The organism is Rhizobium sp. L1K21 (genome assembly GCF_024055895.1).
Taxonomy (GTDB): Bacteria; Pseudomonadota; Alphaproteobacteria; order Rhizobiales; family Rhizobiaceae; genus Ensifer_A.
Genome location: NZ_JAMXLE010000002.1, coordinates 111,686 through 129,229, shown reverse-complemented (window position 1 = coordinate 129,229; position 17,544 = coordinate 111,686). Strand labels below are relative to the sequence as shown.

Here is a 17,544-nt window from a genome sequence, read left to right as displayed (position 1 = left end):
GGATCATGACAACAGCTGAAAAGAACATCGTTCTCCACGTTGCAGATGTGAACAAGAGCTTCGGCGGGCTGCGCGCCCTTACCGAAGTCAATCTCAAGGTTGAAGAGGGTAAGGTGCACGCCATCATCGGCCCCAACGGTGCGGGCAAATCGACCCTTCTCAATGTCTGCATCGGACGCATCCGGCCTGACAACGGACATGTGCTGTTCAACGGCCAGGTGCTTGATGAACACGAGCCGCATGAGATCAACCAGCTGGGCGTGTCGCGCGTTTTCCAGACGCCGGAAATCTTTGCCGACCTGACGCTCCTCGACAATGTAATGATCCCGGCCTTTGCCAAGCGCGACGGGGCCTTCAAGTTCAACGCGGTTCGAGCGGTGGCTGCTGAGAAATCAGTGCGCGACGAGGCCGAGTATGTGCTTCAGGACGTTGGCCTCTATGAACGGCGCTTTGACCTTGCAGGTGCGCTGTCACGCGGCGACAAACGCCGTCTCGAACTCGGCATGTGCCTGATACAAAAGCCCAAGCTGCTGCTTCTCGACGAGCCGACGGCCGGCATGGCGCGCCACGATACCAACATGACGATTGACCTTTTAAAGCGCATCAAATCGCGCGGCATGACCAAGGTCATTATCGAACACGACATGCACGTGGTCTTCTCGCTCGCCGACAAGATTAGCGTGCTTGCGCAAGGCAAGATAATAGCCGAAGGTTTGCCCGACGAGGTGAGGGGTAGTCCGAAGGTCAAGGAAGCCTATCTCGGGGAGGCGCACCAATGAGCGCGATGCCGGAGATAGCCGAATTCAGGGGAGAGATCGGGGCTGTGACCGAACAGGCAAACCAGGCGTTTTTCAGTGTGCGTGACATCCATGCATGGTATGGCGAAAGTTATATCGTCCAGGGTGTCTCATTTGATGTGAAGAAAGGCGAGGTGCTTTCGCTTTTGGGACGCAACGGGGCCGGCAAGACCTCTACGCTGCGCACATTGGCACGCGTCGACAGTCCCGCCTTGAAAAGCGGGGAGATCTGGCTCGACGGAGAGCCGCTTCACAACAAGAAGGCATTCCAGGCAGCCAAGGCCGGTGTGCAGCTGGTGCCGGAAGACCGGCGCATCATCGGCGGTTTGACGGTTGAGGAAAACCTCATCCTGGCGCAGGTCTCGGGCGAGAAGGGATGGGCGCTCGAAAAGATCTACGATCATTTCCCGCGCCTGGCTGAGCGCCGTTCGCAGGAAGCAACAACAATGTCCGGCGGCGAGCAGCAGATGCTCGCAGTCGCCCGCGCGCTCGCCCGCGATATCAAGATATTGTTCCTGGATGAACCTTACGAGGGGCTGGCACCTGTCATCGTGCAGGAAATCGAAAAGATTGTCCGCCAGATTCGCGATATCGGCATTACCACAGTGATCGTGGAGCAGAACGCGGTGGCCGCCCTCAGGCTATCCGACCGCGCCGTCATCATGGATACCGGCCAGGTGGTCTTCAGCGGCAGCGCTCAGGAGGTTTTGGACAACGAAGATCTGCGAAACGAATATCTCGCAATCTGAGATTTCATGAGGCGTTTGCTTGCGCCCAAAACAGGAATTTCCAACATGGGCGCCGGGCTGTCTCTTAATGACACTGGGCGCCTTTAACATTTTATTATCTATAGATTATTCAAGAATTTGCGGGTTTGCGCGCTATCGAGCATAGAAATGTTCTCCCTAATCTTGAGGGTATATTCACTGCGGGGCAGGAAACGTTAACCTTCAGGCAAGGAATTAACCATAAATATTAAGGTCGGTGGGAAATGGGATCATTCGTTTATTCCCAGGCATGACGCCACTCCGCTTCGCCGGGACTCCGGAATGTAGATGCAGGTCGATCATTTGCGGCGGCGCGATTTACAACATTGCTGAAATTCAGGTTGTGAAAACGGGGCAATGACCCGTTGCGTACTGCGTAACTGAAGACCGCTTATTCCTCGCCGGCATAGGCTGGCAACGAGAATTTTCGGGGGCAATGAACTTGGAAAGCGGCGCAGAAAACGAACAGGCGAAAAGGCCACAGGCAGGCAGCCTGCGTGACCGCCTGCGTTTTGCCGGGCTGGATTCTGCCCAGTGCGACGCCCTGCGCGCCCGTCGCCAGGACCTGCTGCCGCATGTTCGTGACGCATTGCGCGACCTCTTCGTCCGTTATCAATCCTATCCCGATGCAGCACGCCAGTTTGTGAGTGAAAACCAGACAGAGCGCCTGCATGATCTGCTCGCCTCCCATTGGGACGTGCTGAGCGATGCCCGTTTCGACAGCCTCTATGCCGAACGCGTGAAGGTCCTTTCCGACGCACAGATTCGCATGGGCCTTGATCCGCGCTGGCATATTTCCGGCCACGCGGTGGTTCTTGAACATTTGGTGACAGGCGTTCTCTCCAAGCTGCGCCAAGGCGGCATGTTTTCCAGAAGACGTGCTGTTCCTGAAGATGTGAACGAACTGATTGCCTCGGTCATCCGAACTGTGATGGTGGATCTCGAAATCGCGGTTTCGCTGCGTTTCAATGAATTGCGTCTCACCCATCAGCGCGAATTGAAAGAGATGCGCGCCACGGTGGAAGACGAAGCGCTTTCCACCTTCTCCAACGTTGTGCGGGCGCTGGCGGCAAACGATCTGACGGCACGCGTGCCGGAAAATGCGCCTGAAGCCTTTGCGGAAGTCGGGTCTCTCTTGAACGCCGCGCTCGACAAGATTTGCGACGCTCTAAACGGTGCCGATGCAGCGCAGGAAAATGCACAGACGACGTTTGAAGACACGGCCAACCGTGTGGCCCGTTTTTCCGCCCAGGCTGCCGAATGTGCAGACCGCCTGCAGGGCAATACACAGTCCTTGAATGCGCTTCTGGAGAGTGTGAAGGCCAATGCCGCACGCAGTTCGGGAACTGTCCGAGCCGTCGGTGAGACGAAACAGGCCGCCGTCGAAACCGGTGCCGCCGCAGGTGCGGCCATCGAGGCCATGTCGGATATCGAGGCATCGGCGGAAAAAATCGGCCAGATCATCGGTGCGATCGATGAGATTGCCTTCCAGACCAACCTTCTGGCGCTGAATGCCGGCATCGAAGCGGCCCGCGCAGGCGATGCGGGCCGCGGTTTTGCGGTGGTCGCGCAGGAAGTGCGGGCGCTGGCCCAGCGCTCTGCCGATGCGGCCCGCGAAATCAAGGATCTGGTGAGCGAAACCAAGAGCCAGGTCGAACATGGTGTCGAACAGGTGGGGCGCACCCAGTCGGCCATCGGCGGCGTGGTCGAAAAGATTGGCGCAATCAGCGAAGATATTACCGAAGTGGCTGCGGAAACCGGACGTCATGCGGACGGTCTCGGCGCGGCAACGTCGGAGTTTACCGCACTGTCCGATCTGACCTCCGGTGCTGCACGTCAGGCCGCAGAAATCGGATCGCAAACGGACGATCTGCACACGGTGATCGTGGAGCTTGGCAACACCATTCGCGCATTTCACATGCAGCGTCGCGAGCCGAGCCGGGTTCACTACGAACCGCCGCGGCAGCGTGAAAAGCTTGAAAAGGAAGAACACCGGGAAGTGGATGGCGGCAGGCTGATTGAATCGGCCTATCTCGCCGGGCTGTCCGGATAAGGGTTTTGGCAGGTGCGGGTGAGAAACCTGAAACCGCTGGAAAGAAGAGGAAGAAAGAATGGCTGGCAAGGATACCGGAAATAGCATCACGCTCGCCGCGGTGCTGGACTTTAACGAAGCTTCAGAACTCCACGGAAAGCTGATGTCGATGCGCGGCAAGGATGTCACCATCGATGCTTCCGCGGTTCAGCGCGCAGGCGCTCAGTGCATGCAGGTGATCTTCGCAGCTGCCAAGAGCTGGGAAGAAGATAAGAAGAGCATCAAATTTGAAAAAGTTTCAGACGCGTTCAAGGCGACAATGCAACTCGCCGGCGTCAATTTCGAACCATTGATCGCATAGGAGCAAAATAGCGATGAAAAAAAGAGTACTTACAGTCGACGATTCCCGGACGATCCGGAACATGCTGCTCGTCACGCTTAACAACGCTGGTTTTGAGACCATCCAGGCCGAAGACGGCATTGAAGGTCTCGAAGTTCTCGAAGAAGCGATGCCGGACGTGATTGTTACCGATATCAACATGCCGCGCCTTGATGGATTCGGCTTCATCGAAGGCGTTCGCAAGAACGACCGTTACCGTGCAATCCCGATCCTGGTTCTGACCACGGAAAGCGATGCGGAAAAGAAGAACCGCGCGCGCCAGGCCGGTGCGACAGGGTGGATCGTCAAACCTTTCGATCCCACAAAACTGATCGACGCTATTGAACGTGTAACCGCCTAAAAACGGGAATTATTCCTATGGATATGAACGAAATCAAAGAGATCTTTTTCCAGGAATGCGAGGAACAGCTCGCTGAACTGGAATCCGGTCTTCTGAGCATGAATGATGGGGATCGCGACCCGGAAACAGTCAACGCTGTGTTCCGTGCGGTGCATTCCATCAAAGGGGGCGCTGGCGCATTCGGTCTGGATGACCTGGTAGCCTTCGCCCATGTCTTCGAAACCACTCTTGATTGCGTTCGATCCGGGAAGCTCGACCCCGATCAAGAGGTCATGAAAGTCATGCTGAAGTCGGCCGACGTGCTCGCCGACCTCACCGTGGCGGCCCGTGACGGCGGAACGGTGGAATCGTCGCGCACGTCAGGTCTGGTGAAAGATCTGGACGCTCTGGCAAAAGGTGGCCGGCCCTCCGGTGCAGCAGATGCACCGGCCGCAGCCGAACCGGCAGCTCCCGCCGCTCCTGCGGAAGCTGCAGCGCCTGCACCGGCTGCGACCGATGAAAGCGGTTTCCAGCCTGTACCGTTTTCATTCGACGACTTCGGCGGCGAAGAAGGCGAGGCCGAGAAAGTGGAAGCGCCCAGCTTCGACGTTTCGTTCAAGCCGCGCGCCGAACTCTATTCGAAGGGCAATGAGGCAACGCTTCTCCTGCGCGATCTCTCCAAGATTGGCGAGATGACCATCTATTGCAATATGGATGATCTGCCGGGCCTTGATCAGATGGACCCGGAAGGCGCCTACTTCTCCTGGAACATCACAATCAAGACTGACAAGGGCGAAGAGGGTATCCGAACCGTATTCGAATTTGCCGAGTGGGACTGCGATCTTGAAATCACGGCCCATGAAACGGCAGAAGGTGAAGATGGCGAAGAGCTGCCGATGCAGCCGGTGCCGTTCGATCTGTCCATTCTCGATGGCGAAAGCGATGCCGATGACGACCATTCCGATATTGCGGATGCCGTCGAAGCTGCATCGGTTGCCGCCAATGTGGTGAATATGGCCGCCTCTGCCGCCAGTGAGACGAAGGCATCACCCGCCGCCAAGGCCTCACCGGCCGCTGCAGCCAAAGCTGCACCGGTCCAGGAACAGGCAGCAACTGGCCAGAACGCTACGGCCAATCAGACCATCCGTGTGGATCTCGACCGTGTGGACCGCCTGATCAACCTCGTTGGCGAGCTTGTGATCAACCAGGCCATGCTTTCCCAAAGCGTGACGGGCAACGACCAGCCGGGCGCAACCACCATCAACACCGGCCTGGAAGAGCTTCAGCAACTGACCCGCGAAATCCAGGACAGCGTGATGGCCATCCGCGCGCAGCCTGTGAAGCCGGTCTTCCAGCGCATGTCGCGTATCGTTCGCGAAATCGCCGACATGACGGGCAAATCGGTTCGTCTGGTCACGGAAGGCGAAAACACCGAAGTCGACAAGACAGTGATCGACAAGCTTGCCGAACCGCTGACGCACATGATCCGAAATGCCGTGGACCACGGCCTGGAAATGCCTGAAAAGCGCGCCGAAAAGGGCAAAAACCCCGAAGGCACCGTCAAGCTTTCGGCAAAACACCGGTCGGGCCGAATCGTCATCGAACTTTCCGACGATGGCGCGGGCATCAACCGCGAACGCGTTCGCCAGAAGGCAATCGACAACGATCTGATCAATACCGAAACCCAGCTCTCGGATGAGGAAATCGACAACCTTATCTTCCACCCGGGCTTCTCCACCGCCGACAAGATCTCCGATATTTCGGGACGCGGCGTGGGCATGGACGTGGTCAAGCGCTCCATTCAGGCCCTCGGCGGTCGTATCACCATCCAGTCGAAGCCGGGCGAAGGCTCAACCTTCACCATGAGCCTTCCGCTGACGCTTGCCGTTCTTGACGGCATGGTGGTGACAGTTGCCGGTCAAACGCTGGTGGTGCCGCTCACCGCCATTGTGGAAACCCTGCAGCCCGAAGCCTCGTCGGTTCACTCCTTCGGCGCTTCGCAGCGGCTTATCGCGATCCGCGACGGCTTCTGCCCGCTGGTGGATGTCGGCCGTATTCTCAACTTCCGTCCCGGAAATGCCAACCCCACCGACGGTGTTGCGCTTCTGGTGGAATCCGAAGGCGGCGGCCAGCGCGCGCTCATGGTTGATGCGATCCAGGGCCAGCGCCAGGTCGTTATCAAGAGCCTCGAAGCCAACTACACCCATGTTCCCGGCATCGCCGCGGCAACCATTCTTGGGGATGGCAGAGTGGCCCTCATTCTCGACGTCGACTCGGTCGTCGCGGCCTCGCGCGGCCAGTCGTTGAAGGCAGACACAGCACTTTCTGTTGCGGGGTAAGGAGCGCGTATTGGGATGACGAGTGTTGCGAAAAATCTGATGGCGGGAGGGCGTGAGCTGATTGCCTTTCGCATTGGCGATCAGGAATTTTGCGTAAACATCATGGGCGTGCGCGAAATTCGCGGATGGACGAAGGCCACTCCGATGCCGCACGCGCCCAGTTTCGTCAAAGGTGTGATCAATCTGCGGGGGGCTGTCCTGCCGATTATCGACCTTGCGGCACGATTGGGTTTGAAACCAGCGGAACCGACCGCACGCCACGTGATCATAGTGGTGCAGGTCGGTGCTAGAATTGCTGGTCTTCTGGTCGATGCTGTATCCGATATATTAACTGTCACTGATGAAGATATACAGCCAACGCCGGAAGTTTCCTCCGATCTCGAGCGCTCTTATGCCCGCGGGATCCTGGCAATCGAGAAGCGGATGATTTGTTTAATTGAGCTTGATGCTCTTATCGATGCGACGGAAAGCGAAGCTGCATGACCACTTCTTTGGCGACGGATCAAAGACTGAACGGTAACGAATGCCTGGCCAGCGGCGAATTCCCGCTGACACGGCGTGACTTGACCGAAATTTCCGCAATGATCTACGCCGACGCCGGCATTTATCTAAATGAGAGCAAGGCTTCGCTCGTCTATTCGCGCCTTTCGAAGCATATTCGCAGGCTGGGGCTGAGCGGCTTTCGTGAATATTGCGAGCTCGTGGCTTCGCCTGCCGGCGCTGCCGAGAGGCGTGAGATGCTGTCGCATCTGACGACCAATTTCACGCGCTTCTTCCGCGAAAATCATCATTTCGAGCATATGCGCACCGATGTGTTGCCCGAACTGATTGAACGCGCCAAGAGAGGCGGCAGGGTCCGTATCTGGTCGGCGGCTTCGTCTGATGGACAGGAGCCTTATTCGATTGCGCTCACCGTCCTGCAGATGTTTCCGAATGTCATGGATTACGATTTCCGCATTTTGGCAACGGATATCGATCCCAAAATCCTGGCTGTCGCTCGCCAGGGTGCCTACGATGCAACTGCGCTCGAGACTGTGAGCCCGGAAATGCGCCGCCAATGGTTCAAGGAAGTGGACGATGGCGGACGTCGCAAATGGCAGATTGATGACAAGGTCAAGCGCCTCATCACGTATAACGAGCTGAACCTGATGGCGCAGTGGCCGTTCAAGGGCAAGTTTGACATCATCTTCTGCCGCAACGTGGTCATCTATTTCGATGAACCGACACAGGTGAAGATCTGGCAGCGTTTTGCAGATCTGATGACGGATAACGGCCACCTTTACATTGGCCATTCCGAACGCGTTTCCGGCCCCGCCAAGGATCAATTCGATAACATTGGTGTCACGACGTATCGTTACAACAGTCGCCGGAGGGCGTCATGACGGAAGCCCGCGTTCTCGTTGTTGATGATTCGCCGACCATGCGCGGCATTATTTCGGCGGTCTTGAATGCTGACCCCGAAGTGAGCGTCATCGGTCAGGCTGGCGATGCCATGGAAGCCCGCGAGGCGATCAAACGTCTCGACCCGGACGTGGTCACGCTCGACATTGAAATGCCGAACATGAACGGCCTGGATTTCCTGGACAAGATCATGCGACTGCGCCCGATGCCGGTCATCATGATTTCTTCGCTGACCCATCGCGGGGCTGATGCCACGCTGGCAGCCCTTGAAATCGGTGCCTTCGATTGCATTGGCAAACCCGCACCCGGCGATGCAGCACCGTTTGCCGGACTTGCCGAGAAGGTCAAAGCTGCAGCCCGCGCGCGTGGACGTTATTTGCCCGCAGGCGGCTACAAGCAAGCGCCGACCGCACCGCAGCCGGCAAATGCCAACAAGACATCCGACTACAAGGTCGGTCGCAAGATTGTCGCCATTGGTTCGTCAACGGGCGGTGTCGAGGCGCTGATCCAGGTCTTGCAGAATTTTCCGGTCAATTGCCCGCCGACCGTCATCACTCAGCATATGCCGGCAACTTTCACGAAAAGCTTCGCCGAGAGGCTCAATCGCCTGTGTGCACCGGTTGTTGAAGAGGCAACTGACGGGGCGCGGTTACAAATTGGTAAGATTTATCTGGCACCTGGCGGGGATCGTCACCTGCAGGTTGTCAACCAGTCTGCTCCAAGCTGCCGTCTTCTGGACAAGGAGCCGGTCAACGGACACCGCCCTTCGGTGGATGTTCTGTTCGATTCGGTTGCCGAGGTCGGAGGGCGTAATGCAGTGGGTGTGATCCTCACAGGCATGGGCCGCGATGGCGCGGCCGGCCTTTTGAAGATGCACTATGCCGGAGCCAAAACAATCGGGCAGGATGAGAAAACCTGTGTCGTATATGGAATGCCGAGAGTGGCCTATGAACTGGGGGCAGTGGAGCGCCAACTCCCCCTGGGCCTTATCGGTGAAGAGATTTTAAAAATAACTGCCGCCCGCAAAGAAGGGAGCGACTAATGTCCATCGCCGAAAAAATCAAAGTTCTCGTTGTTGACGATCAGGTCACCAGCCGTTTGTTGTTGAGTGATGCGCTGACTCAGCTTGGTTTCAAACAGATCACCGTCGCCGGTGACGGGGAGCAGGGATACAAGATCATGTCCCAGGCCCCGCATCACCTGGTCATCTCGGATTTCAACATGCCGAAGATGGATGGTCTCGGACTTCTCGAAGCGGTTCGTTCAAACCCGCAGACGAAAAAGGCGGCATTCATCATTCTGACGGCCCAGGGCGACCGCGCGCTGGTTCAGAAGGCTGCGCAGCTTGGTGCAAACAACGTTTTGGCCAAGCCCTTTACCATTGAAAAAATGAAGGCGGCGATCGAAGCCGTGTTTGGATCGCTGAAATGACAATTGGACTGGCGCCCAAGCGCGTTAATATTATTCAGGGCGAGTACAAGGTCTCGACAGACCCGGACGTCGTGCTGACCACGATATTGGGCTCCTGTGTTGCAGCCTGCATCCGTGATCCCATCGCCGGCGTTGGTGGCATGAACCACTTCCTGCTGCCTGGAAGCGTCGAGGCGCTGGCAGCCGGTGGTGATGCGACACGCTACGGTGTTCACCTTATGGAACTTCTCATCAACGGTCTCTTGAAGCAGGGCGCGCGCAAGGATCGGATGGAAGCAAAGATCTTCGGCGGCGCGAAGACCATTGCAAGTTTCTCCAATGTTGGCGCGCAAAACGCAGCCTTCGCGGAACAGTTCCTGCGCGACGAACGCATTCAGCTTGTTGGCTCCAGCACAGGCGGTGAGCATGGCCGAAAGCTGGAATATTGGCCGATTTCCGGCCGCGCACGTCAGCACGCACTGACCGGCGCAGAGACACAGCGCACAGTTGCCATGGAGCAGCGTCCGGCACCCGCACCGAAGCGGACCGAAGACACATCAATCGAGTTTTTCTGAGAATTGTATCAAAGGGGTACCCGCATGCGTTTGGAAAAAGAAGTCACGGATACACCCGGTGAAGAAGCTCTTCCGGAGGTTCTCATGCGCATTGTGTCGGAATTGCACGACGTTGCCTATCTGATCGAGCGCATTGAGCCACAATTGGCAACATCCGGTCAGCCGGGCGTGCTTGCTGAGGAAGATCGCATGAAGGTTTTGCAGGGGATCGATCTCGCCGTTCAAAAGACGCGCGGACTTGCAGAATTCATCGATACAATTACGGCTGCTATACCAGAAGAGTGGTTGGTTGACACCACCATTGCGCTCAGCCTGGTCAAGCTTGCGGACATGCAGAAGGCGCTCGCCGCTGGCCACGTGCGGCACGGCCATTCTCAACCCATCACGAAGGCTTCCGGCGACTTCGAGTTCTTTTGATCGCCGAGCACGATCCTCAATTCTGATGATGCCGGACGTTCGAAACGTTCGCGCAAGTTTCATTCAATAGGCTTCAATCCGGCGGAATGAATATCGGCGGTGCGGGCAGAATGAATCTGTTGAATCAATTGATGGCAGTTGGGCGAAATCTCGCGGCTTTGGGGCCTGCGCGACTGGCCGCCATGGGCGGCGTTGCTGTCCTGACCATAGCCGTCGTTCTCGGCGCGGCCATCTATCTCAACAAACCCACTATGGAAACGCTCTATGTGGGGCTTGAGACGACGGACGCAAACCAGATCAGCATTGCGCTGGCTGAAGCCGGAATTCCCTTTGAGACAAGCGCAGATGGTACATCGGTGCAGGTTGCTGTGGGCAAAACCGCCCAGGCGCGTCTTCTCCTTGCCGAACGCGGCCTGCCGAACAGCACCACATCCGGCTATGAACTCTTTGACAAGGTCGGGTCGCTCGGCCTGACGTCCTTCATGCAGGAAGTCACCCGGGTGCGCGCGCTCGAAGGCGAAATTGCGCGCACGATCCTGGCCATCGACGGCATTACCGCTGCGCGCGTGCACATCGTTCTGCCCGATGCCGGCAGCTTCCGCCGCGGCGCACAGAAGCCGACCGCCTCCATCATGATCCGCGCCGGCACCAACACCGGTCGCAGATCGGCCGCTTCCATCCGTCACCTCGTTGCCGCCTCCGTTCCGGGTCTCAGCCCCGACGATGTAACAGTGCTTGATTCCACCGGCCAGCTTCTGGCGTCCGGCGAGGAATATGGCAATTCCGGCGCAAGCCGCTCGCTCAGCACCGAGCAGCAGGTACAGAAAGACATCGAAAGCAATATCGACAAGGCGCTTGCGCCCTTCCTGGGCATGGATAATTTCCGGGCCAGTGTGGTTGCCAAGCTCAACACGGATGCCCAGCAGATACAGGAAACGATCTACGATCCTGAATCCCGCGTCGAGCGCTCGGTGCGTGTGACCAAGGAAGAACAGAAGTCGCAGAGCACCGAAGCCAATGCTGCCACGACCGTGGAGCAGAACGTTCCCCAGGCACCGACTGGAGGCGCGGGTGGAGCCGGTGGTCCGACCTCCGCCGATCAGGCCGAGAAGAAAGAAGAGCTTACCAACTACGAAATCAACAGCAAGACGATTGCCACGACGCGCAACACCTATTCGGTCGAGAAGATCTCGGTCGCGGTTGTCGTCAACAAGGCGCGTCTGTTGAAGCTGATCGGTGAAAACGCCGACCAGGCCGCTATCGACGCCTATGTCGAAGAGATGAAGAAAATCGTTCAGACGGCGGCCGCCATCAATGCCGACCGCGGCGATCAGGTGGAAATCCAGGTCATGGACTTCCTGGAAAGCGAAATTCTCGATCAGCAGGCGGCCGCATCCGGCTTCAGCGATATGATGAACCGCTATCTGGGTACAATCATCAATGCCCTGGCATTCATTGCGGTCGCCTTCCTCATCGTCTGGTTTGGCTTCCGTCCGCTGGCGCGCTCCATGGGTGGCGGTGCCCTTGCACCGGCCGGCGGTGCCACTCTTCCCGGTCTTGATGGAGAGTCGGATTCGCTCGGTCTCGAACTGCCCGACTTTGCCCCCGCAGCAGTGGGCGGCCCCGGCGGGCAGCTCATGGAAGGCTTCGGCGCAGACTTTGGCTTTGACAGCACCGACGACATCCTTGGCGTTGGCGATGATGAGCAGACAGATTTCAATCGCAAGGTCAAGCAAGGCCCTGAGCGCCGCCTGTCAAAGATGGTTGAAATCAGCGAAGAGCGCGCCGCCAAGATCCTGCGCAAATGGGCGGTTGATCGCGCTGCTTGATTGGGGTTGCCTCGGCGCTGCCTCAAACACAAGGCGAAAAAATCCTATTTTTGAGAAACTGTTCGATTGTTTGTTTCACTTCTGAGACAAACTGTCTTACAAATAAGGAGTCGGCTCAGATGCCGCGGGGATTATGCGGACGGTCCTTGTTATGAATGGTTCTTTCTGATGCGGGAGGTCCAGAGATTCTGATCGACATGCCCGGTATGAAACCGGGTACGAGGAAACTGGATACGGTAACAATGGTGTACCAAAACCCGAAAGAGGCCGAATCGTCGCCTGTACAGGCATCGATGGCGGCGCTTTTGACGCAGGAGCAACTTCTCACGCAGTTGGCTCTGGTGCGTGACGAAAGCGGTTTCAGTGCAGGTCTCGCCGATATCACAGCCTATGCCGGTGCCAGCGCGTTTCTTCTGGCGCGTTACGACCTTGCGACAGAGCAGAACCTGGCAAATATCATCTCCTCCAATTGGCCATTTGATATCGTTCGCCTGATCGATGGCGAGATTCTCGCGATCTGCGGTCGAACGACCGAAATCGAGAAATGCACCGCAACGCTGCAGCCGGGTTTTGGCCTTCTGCCCGATGGTGCAGCACTGCCGGAAAACATCAGCCGCCAGCATTGCTGGGTGGATTTCGTGGTTGGGCATATGCGCTACAGGCTGCTATTCCTGCTGCCGGAAAACGTGATTGCATCTGCCGAACGCATTCGCCAGGCAGGCCTTTTGGCCTCCTACCTCATGAGTATCGTGGTTTCCCGCAAGACATCGACCGACCGGGACGCGGACCTGACGGACCGGGAGATCGAGTGCCTCTACTGGATTGCTGAAGGCAAGACGAGCGAGGAAATCGCGCTAATACTGGGCATATCACGTAATACAATCAACAATTACATCACGAGTATCATGCGCAAGACGGCAACACGAAACCGCCCGGAGGCTGTGGCATATGCCGTTCGCAACCACCTTGTTTGAGCGAAGGCGCCTCCCGGGCGTTCTATCTGCCTTTTCGGTCAACAGAAAAGGGTGCGCACAATGCCGGGCATGAAAGAACCGACACATCCTTGGTCCGGCAATGATGCCGTGTCGCGCGACATTCAGCATGACCTTTTCTTGCTTCAGCAAAAGGCCGGAGCCCGCAACCACGCAATCTTCAAGACGGGTCGGGGCGCACAAAGCGGCACTGGCAAGATAACGCCCCTGATCGACAATTTTCCGGCCGGCGGAGCGGCCTCGGCCAAAATCATCGGCATCTACGGTGAGCAGCTTGCCAACCACCTGGAACAGTCAACGCTGCCGCTGATGTGGAACGGGACTGAGGATGCCAATACGGCGGAAACCCCCGACATGAACCATTTCGTGGCACGGCTGAAAGAGCGCCTGCTGCCATTTTCGGGAATTGCGTTTCCGGTGAAACTGGGGGCTGCCGGAAACGGTTACGTGGTTTTTACCTCGGCCTATCTGGACCTCAATGCCGATGTGATCCTTGATCTTCACACGCAGGCCGTCCGGGTTTTGGTCGCGCTCCTGCAAAGCGATGTCCGCTACAGCAAGGCGACCGAGCTTCTGTCGGAGCGCGAGATTGCCTGTCTGCAGATGGCGGGCGACGGGCTGACCAGCGAAGAGGTTGCCGAAAAGCTTGGTCTTTCCGTGCACACGGTCAATGCCTATCTCGGTGCGGCAACCACCAAGCTCGATTCGGTCAACCGCATCCAGGCCATCGCCAAAGCTATTCGCCTTGGCTACATCAATTGAAGGGAAGCCCCGCGCATTATCGCCCGACGCTCTAAAGCGGATCGCATTTTATCTGATTCAAATGCGATCCTGCTTTGTCCTTGTTTTGCTGCATGTACGTTGTCGCTTAATCGAGGGCGATTAAGCGCGACATGCATTAGCTCGCAAGAGCGGTAGGTGGGGTGTATTGGAAGCGCGACTCTGCCAGGGAGGCTGTGAGGAACCGCGTGTTTTCCTCAGGGTTTTCCGACGGATTTTGAAATGCGATGTGGTTGATTTCAATGCCGGCAAGGCTTTTTCCGAGCGTCAGCTTTGCATAAACGGTCACACCACGCGGCCGAATTTCAAGGTCAAGACTGACCTCCGGCTCCTGATCCCAATCCAGCCTGTAATCCCCACCGATGCCGAAACGAACGGTGCCGGGGTGAAAGTAAAGTTCGGCAGCGGACGAGACCAGATCGGCCAGGCTCCCGTGTCGCTCGAAGCGCAAAAGCGCGATCAGGTCAGCCGCATCGATCAGACGCAGTTCAGACACGACCGGGCACAGGGCATCGGCAAGAATACGCTCACGTTGCTCGGAAAAAGGATTTTTCTTCATCGCTTGAACTAGGCCCTGATGGTCTTCTTTTGGTTGGCATAAACCCGATGAATGAGCTCGGCAACGGCCTTGTAAAACACCGGTGGGATAACACTATCGACCGAGACTTGCGCAAACATGGAGCGGGCAAGCGGTGGATCTTCAAAAATCGGAATATTGTTATCTTCGGCGATCTCGCGAATTTTCAGCGCAATCAGGTTCTGGCCCTTGGCAACAACAATGGGCGCATCGTCTTCATCGCGGGCATAGCGCAACGCAACGGCATAATGGGTGGGGTTTGTCACGACCAGGGTGGCACGGGGAACGTTTTTCATCATCTGACGGCGCAGCAATGTTCTGGCGAATGATTTCTGCTTGGCCTTGACCGCTGGGTCGCCCATCATCTGTTTGTTTTCGTCCTTGACCTCTTGCTTGGACATTTTCAGGTCTTCAAACCACTTGTGCTTGGTCCAGAAATAGTCGGCAATCGCAATGACCGCGGTCGCGAGTATAACGATAATCAGGATGGAGCGCAGATCGTTGAGCATCGTGTCGAAGATGCGCCGCGGATCGGAAAACATCAGCTCCAGCGAACCGAGAAACTCGTCCTTCAAGGTCAGGTACATCGCCGCCGAAACAACGAGGATCTTGACGAAGGATTTGCCGAATTCGACCACGGTCTGCATTGAGAAGAGCCGCTGAAAGCCCTTCATCAAAGACAATCTGGAGGCCTGCGGGCGAATGCGCTCCAAAACAGGACGCGGCAGATTTTGCAGGATCGATGCTCCGACGCCAAAGGCGATCAGAAGTGTAAGCGATGGAACGAGCACAGCGCTCGAGTTCCACGCCAGCCTGTAGAGGATCGAAACCACATCCGATCCCGTGTTGATGTCCCACTGGTCGGCCAGCTCGAACACATCCCGCAGACTGACAGCGAGCGTGCCCGCACCGCTTGCAGCGAAGAAAACCACGAAGACATAGATCGCCACCGTTGAAGCAAAGGTCGTTATTTCCTTCGAAAAAGGCACGTTGCCCTTATCGGCTGCCTCATTGAGGCGTTTGCCGGTCGGGTCTTCTGTTTTGCTGTCTTTTTCTTCGTCAGCCAACGCCTATGCTCCGGCCAATCTGCCACATCCAGACCCACAAGCGAGAATCTGGGCCTGTTGGAACGACACTTCAAACCATGATTGACGAGATTGAGCGGCTTGGCCGCTCAAATCAAGCGGCCTCGCCGGAACTTTCGGCAGGTCCACCGCTTTCTTTCAGCTCGATCGTGCCGTTATTGGCAAGACGAATGGCTTCCTGGGCAACGGTGCGGCGTGCAACATTGATCTCCCGCGGATTGATGCCCGCGGTACCCGTTGAAAGATCGGATTCGACCATGCGGCGCTGGCGTGCGCCGATCGAGGACAGAACCGCTTCGCGAATATCGGCCGGCGATCCGCGCAGCGCCATGGTGATGACATCCGAGGAGATATCGTTGAACAGCATGACACGGCTGCGCTGCGGCATGGTGAGAAGATCCTCGAAGAGGAAGATGCGCGGACGAACCTTTTCGGCAGATTTCTTGCTGAGCGATTCCAGCGAGCCGAGAAGCTGTTCGACCTGCTCCTTTTCCAGTTCGTTGAGGATATCCGCGACCTTGGTCGAGCCTGTGGAGTTCTTTTCCGCATTGATCTCGGTCAGAAGTTCGAGCACGCGGTTTTCAATGATCTCCGCAGCCTTCGGACTGACCTGTTTGAGATTCACGGTACGATTGACGATGTCGGCGCGGCGGGCTTCGGAAAGCTGCATCAGCACCTTTGCGCCGGCCGAAGACGGCATCATGGACAGGATATAGGCAACGGTCTGCGGATGTTCCTGTTCCAACGCTCTGGCCAGCAAGCCCGGATCGACATCCTGCAGGCTGTCCCAGATAGATGTTTCGAGGCTCTGGAAGTTGATGGCGCGGCCGAGCAGATTGTCCACCTCTTCCTGGGTGAGCCCTGCCTCCAGAATACCTTCCATGGCTTTGGCATTGTCCATGAGGCCGGTGCCTTCGGTGAACAGGTCCTCGAACTCGTTGACCAGTGCTTCCAGCTCATGTGGAGGAATGGGGCGCAGCTCCTGCGCCGCCTTGATGATGATTTGCAGTTCCCGCTGCGTGAAGAACTTGAGCAGCTTGCCAGCCACGCCCTTTCCCATGGCCAGCAGCACTGCCGCCGCCTTTTCAGCCTGGCTGAGCGGGCGTTGTTCATTGGGGTCGTCGAAGTCTTCAAAATCCATCATGGATTCGTGTCTCCATCAGCTATATGTCAGCTCTTGTTCTGGATCTTCATGATCTCGATGAGCTTGACGCCAAATCGTGTATTGTCCTCGTCAAGGACTGCAATTTCACCACGGCCGATCAGACGGCCGTTGACCAGGATTTCCACCGGCTCGCCGATCTTGCGGTCAAGCGCGATCGTTGCGCCTTCGCTGAGGTTCATCAGCGTGGCGACATTCATGTGACTGGTGCCGAGAACGATCTGGACATCGATCGGGATATCCATGATGAGATCGTAATTGGCATGCAACGCACTACCGGGCGGGGCAATATCATTGAGGCTGGTACTGCCGAAGCTGTCGCCACCGAAATCGCTGTTGCCGCCGAAGTTGCCGCCACCAAAATCACCGCTTCCGAAATCGCCTCCAAGGTCCGATCCGAAATCGCCGCCGGCAGCATCGCCACCGAAATCGCCGCCAAAATCGGATAGATCGCCGCCCACCATCGAATCGAGATCGGGAACGGTGCCTTCAGCATCGTTCTGCAGCACGCCGCGCAGGTCGTCGATCTGGTCGTCAAGACCCAGATCGCCGCCGTCTGCAGGTGCATCCGCCTCGAACGCGGAGAGGATATCGTCTTCTGGTTTTTCTTTCGCCATGAGAAACTTATTCCAGCTAAAGCTTGTGCGAAGCGTTTTCCCGTT

19 protein-coding genes are annotated in these 17,544 nt (G+C 57.1%); 15 read left to right on the top strand and 4 right to left on the bottom strand.

The window, feature by feature from the left end; all coding sequences use genetic code 11:
• The first annotated feature begins 5 nt into the window (after positions 1-5).
• From NHF56_RS13090 to NHF56_RS13020, 15 genes are all read left to right on the top strand, one after another.
• Positions 6-779, top strand: a complete 774-nt coding sequence (locus tag NHF56_RS13090; RefSeq protein WP_252805225.1) for an ABC transporter ATP-binding protein — start codon at positions 6-8, stop codon at positions 777-779.
• Between the two features lie 5 nt (positions 780-784).
• Positions 785-1,546, top strand: a complete 762-nt coding sequence (locus NHF56_RS13085) for an ABC transporter ATP-binding protein (RefSeq protein WP_252805909.1) — start codon at positions 785-787, stop codon at positions 1,544-1,546.
• A 454-nt stretch (positions 1,547-2,000) separates the two neighbouring features.
• On the top strand, positions 2,001-3,617 hold the full coding sequence (locus NHF56_RS13080) for a globin-coupled sensor protein (protein WP_252805223.1): 1,617 nt from the start codon (positions 2,001-2,003) through the stop codon (positions 3,615-3,617).
• Between the two features lie 58 nt (positions 3,618-3,675).
• On the top strand, positions 3,676-3,957 hold the full coding sequence (locus tag NHF56_RS13075) for an STAS domain-containing protein (RefSeq protein WP_252805221.1): 282 nt from the start codon (positions 3,676-3,678) through the stop codon (positions 3,955-3,957).
• 13 nt (positions 3,958-3,970) lie between these two features.
• Positions 3,971-4,336 carry a response regulator gene (locus NHF56_RS13070; protein WP_252805219.1) on the top strand — a complete coding sequence of 122 codons (366 nt, stop codon included), beginning with the start codon at positions 3,971-3,973 and terminating at the stop codon, positions 4,334-4,336.
• Between the two features lie 17 nt (positions 4,337-4,353).
• Complete coding sequence (locus NHF56_RS13065; protein ID WP_252805217.1) at positions 4,354-6,654, top strand: chemotaxis protein CheA; 2,301 nt, start codon at positions 4,354-4,356, stop codon at positions 6,652-6,654.
• Positions 6,655-6,669: 15 nt separating this feature from the next.
• The gene (locus NHF56_RS13060; RefSeq protein ID WP_252805215.1) at positions 6,670-7,137 is read left to right on the top strand and encodes a chemotaxis protein CheW; all 468 of its coding nucleotides are present in this window, start codon (positions 6,670-6,672) and stop codon (positions 7,135-7,137) included.
• Positions 7,134-8,036 (top strand): protein-glutamate O-methyltransferase, encoded by a 903-nt coding sequence (locus tag NHF56_RS13055; RefSeq protein WP_252805213.1) that lies wholly within the window; start codon positions 7,134-7,136, stop codon positions 8,034-8,036. Before NHF56_RS13060 ends, NHF56_RS13055 begins: the two co-directional genes overlap by 4 nt.
• On the top strand, positions 8,033-9,097 hold the full coding sequence (cheB, locus tag NHF56_RS13050; RefSeq protein ID WP_252805211.1) for a protein-glutamate O-methylesterase CheB: 1,065 nt from the start codon (positions 8,033-8,035) through the stop codon (positions 9,095-9,097). The genes NHF56_RS13055 and cheB overlap by 4 nt, the downstream gene beginning before the upstream one ends.
• On the top strand, positions 9,097-9,486 hold the full coding sequence (locus NHF56_RS13045; RefSeq protein WP_252805209.1) for a response regulator: 390 nt from the start codon (positions 9,097-9,099) through the stop codon (positions 9,484-9,486). Before cheB ends, NHF56_RS13045 begins: the two co-directional genes overlap by 1 nt.
• Positions 9,483-10,040, top strand: coding sequence for a chemoreceptor glutamine deamidase CheD (cheD, locus tag NHF56_RS13040; protein WP_252805208.1), 558 nt, complete (start codon positions 9,483-9,485; stop codon positions 10,038-10,040). Before NHF56_RS13045 ends, cheD begins: the two co-directional genes overlap by 4 nt.
• Positions 10,041-10,064: 24 nt before the next feature.
• Positions 10,065-10,457, top strand: coding sequence for a hypothetical protein (locus NHF56_RS13035; RefSeq protein WP_252805206.1), 393 nt, complete (start codon positions 10,065-10,067; stop codon positions 10,455-10,457).
• 110 nt (positions 10,458-10,567) lie between these two features.
• The gene (gene fliF, locus NHF56_RS13030; protein ID WP_252805203.1) at positions 10,568-12,286 is read left to right on the top strand and encodes a flagellar basal-body MS-ring/collar protein FliF; all 1,719 of its coding nucleotides are present in this window, start codon (positions 10,568-10,570) and stop codon (positions 12,284-12,286) included.
• A 242-nt stretch (positions 12,287-12,528) separates the two neighbouring features.
• On the top strand, positions 12,529-13,260 hold the full coding sequence (visN, locus tag NHF56_RS13025) for a transcriptional regulator VisN (RefSeq protein ID WP_252805201.1): 732 nt from the start codon (positions 12,529-12,531) through the stop codon (positions 13,258-13,260).
• A 60-nt stretch (positions 13,261-13,320) separates the two neighbouring features.
• Positions 13,321-14,040: a LuxR C-terminal-related transcriptional regulator gene (locus NHF56_RS13020; RefSeq protein ID WP_252805199.1), complete on the top strand. Its 720-nt coding sequence runs from the start codon at positions 13,321-13,323 to the stop codon at positions 14,038-14,040.
• Positions 14,041-14,176: 136 nt separating this feature from the next.
• On the opposite strand, the gene NHF56_RS13015 is transcribed toward NHF56_RS13020, so the two are convergent.
• The 4 genes from NHF56_RS13015 to fliN form a co-directional block, all read right to left on the bottom strand.
• Entirely contained in the window at positions 14,177-14,617 is a 441-nt protein-coding gene (locus tag NHF56_RS13015) for a hypothetical protein (RefSeq protein ID WP_252805198.1), read from the bottom strand.
• An 8-nt stretch (positions 14,618-14,625) separates the two neighbouring features.
• Positions 14,626-15,702 carry a flagellar biosynthesis protein FlhB gene (flhB, locus tag NHF56_RS13010; protein ID WP_252805196.1) on the bottom strand — a complete coding sequence of 359 codons (1,077 nt, stop codon included), beginning with the start codon at positions 15,700-15,702 and terminating at the stop codon, positions 14,626-14,628.
• Positions 15,703-15,814: 112 nt separating this feature from the next.
• Positions 15,815-16,864, bottom strand: a complete 1,050-nt coding sequence (fliG, locus tag NHF56_RS13005; RefSeq protein WP_252805194.1) for a flagellar motor switch protein FliG — start codon at positions 16,862-16,864, stop codon at positions 15,815-15,817.
• Between the two features lie 26 nt (positions 16,865-16,890).
• Positions 16,891-17,499, bottom strand: coding sequence for a flagellar motor switch protein FliN (gene fliN / locus NHF56_RS13000; RefSeq protein ID WP_252805192.1), 609 nt, complete (start codon positions 17,497-17,499; stop codon positions 16,891-16,893).
• Between the last annotated feature and the right edge of the window lie 45 nt (positions 17,500-17,544).

Bases quoted from the DNA above. Each gene is read 5' to 3' on its own strand.
- NHF56_RS13090 (WP_252805225.1), top strand. From the start codon at position 6: ATGACAACAGCTGAAAAGAACATCGTTCTCCACGTTGCAGATGTGAAC.
- NHF56_RS13085 (WP_252805909.1), top strand. From the start codon at position 785: ATGCCGGAGATAGCCGAATTCAGGGGAGAGATCGGGGCTGTGACCGAA.
- NHF56_RS13080 (WP_252805223.1), top strand. From the start codon at position 2,001: ATGAACTTGGAAAGCGGCGCAGAAAACGAACAGGCGAAAAGGCCACAG.
- NHF56_RS13075 (WP_252805221.1), top strand. From the start codon at position 3,676: ATGGCTGGCAAGGATACCGGAAATAGCATCACGCTCGCCGCGGTGCTG.
- NHF56_RS13070 (WP_252805219.1), top strand. From the start codon at position 3,971: ATGAAAAAAAGAGTACTTACAGTCGACGATTCCCGGACGATCCGGAAC.
- NHF56_RS13065 (WP_252805217.1), top strand. From the start codon at position 4,354: ATGGATATGAACGAAATCAAAGAGATCTTTTTCCAGGAATGCGAGGAA.
- NHF56_RS13060 (WP_252805215.1), top strand. From the start codon at position 6,670: ATGACGAGTGTTGCGAAAAATCTGATGGCGGGAGGGCGTGAGCTGATT.
- NHF56_RS13055 (WP_252805213.1), top strand. From the start codon at position 7,134: ATGACCACTTCTTTGGCGACGGATCAAAGACTGAACGGTAACGAATGC.
- cheB (WP_252805211.1), top strand. From the start codon at position 8,033: ATGACGGAAGCCCGCGTTCTCGTTGTTGATGATTCGCCGACCATGCGC.
- NHF56_RS13045 (WP_252805209.1), top strand. From the start codon at position 9,097: ATGTCCATCGCCGAAAAAATCAAAGTTCTCGTTGTTGACGATCAGGTC.
- cheD (WP_252805208.1), top strand. From the start codon at position 9,483: ATGACAATTGGACTGGCGCCCAAGCGCGTTAATATTATTCAGGGCGAG.
- NHF56_RS13035 (WP_252805206.1), top strand. From the start codon at position 10,065: ATGCGTTTGGAAAAAGAAGTCACGGATACACCCGGTGAAGAAGCTCTT.
- fliF (WP_252805203.1), top strand. From the start codon at position 10,568: ATGAATCTGTTGAATCAATTGATGGCAGTTGGGCGAAATCTCGCGGCT.
- visN (WP_252805201.1), top strand. From the start codon at position 12,529: ATGGTGTACCAAAACCCGAAAGAGGCCGAATCGTCGCCTGTACAGGCA.
- NHF56_RS13020 (WP_252805199.1), top strand. From the start codon at position 13,321: ATGCCGGGCATGAAAGAACCGACACATCCTTGGTCCGGCAATGATGCC.
- NHF56_RS13015 (WP_252805198.1), bottom strand. From the start codon at position 14,617: ATGAAGAAAAATCCTTTTTCCGAGCAACGTGAGCGTATTCTTGCCGAT.
- fliG (WP_252805194.1), bottom strand. From the start codon at position 16,864: ATGATGGATTTTGAAGACTTCGACGACCCCAATGAACAACGCCCGCTC.
- fliN (WP_252805192.1), bottom strand. From the start codon at position 17,499: ATGGCGAAAGAAAAACCAGAAGACGATATCCTCTCCGCGTTCGAGGCG.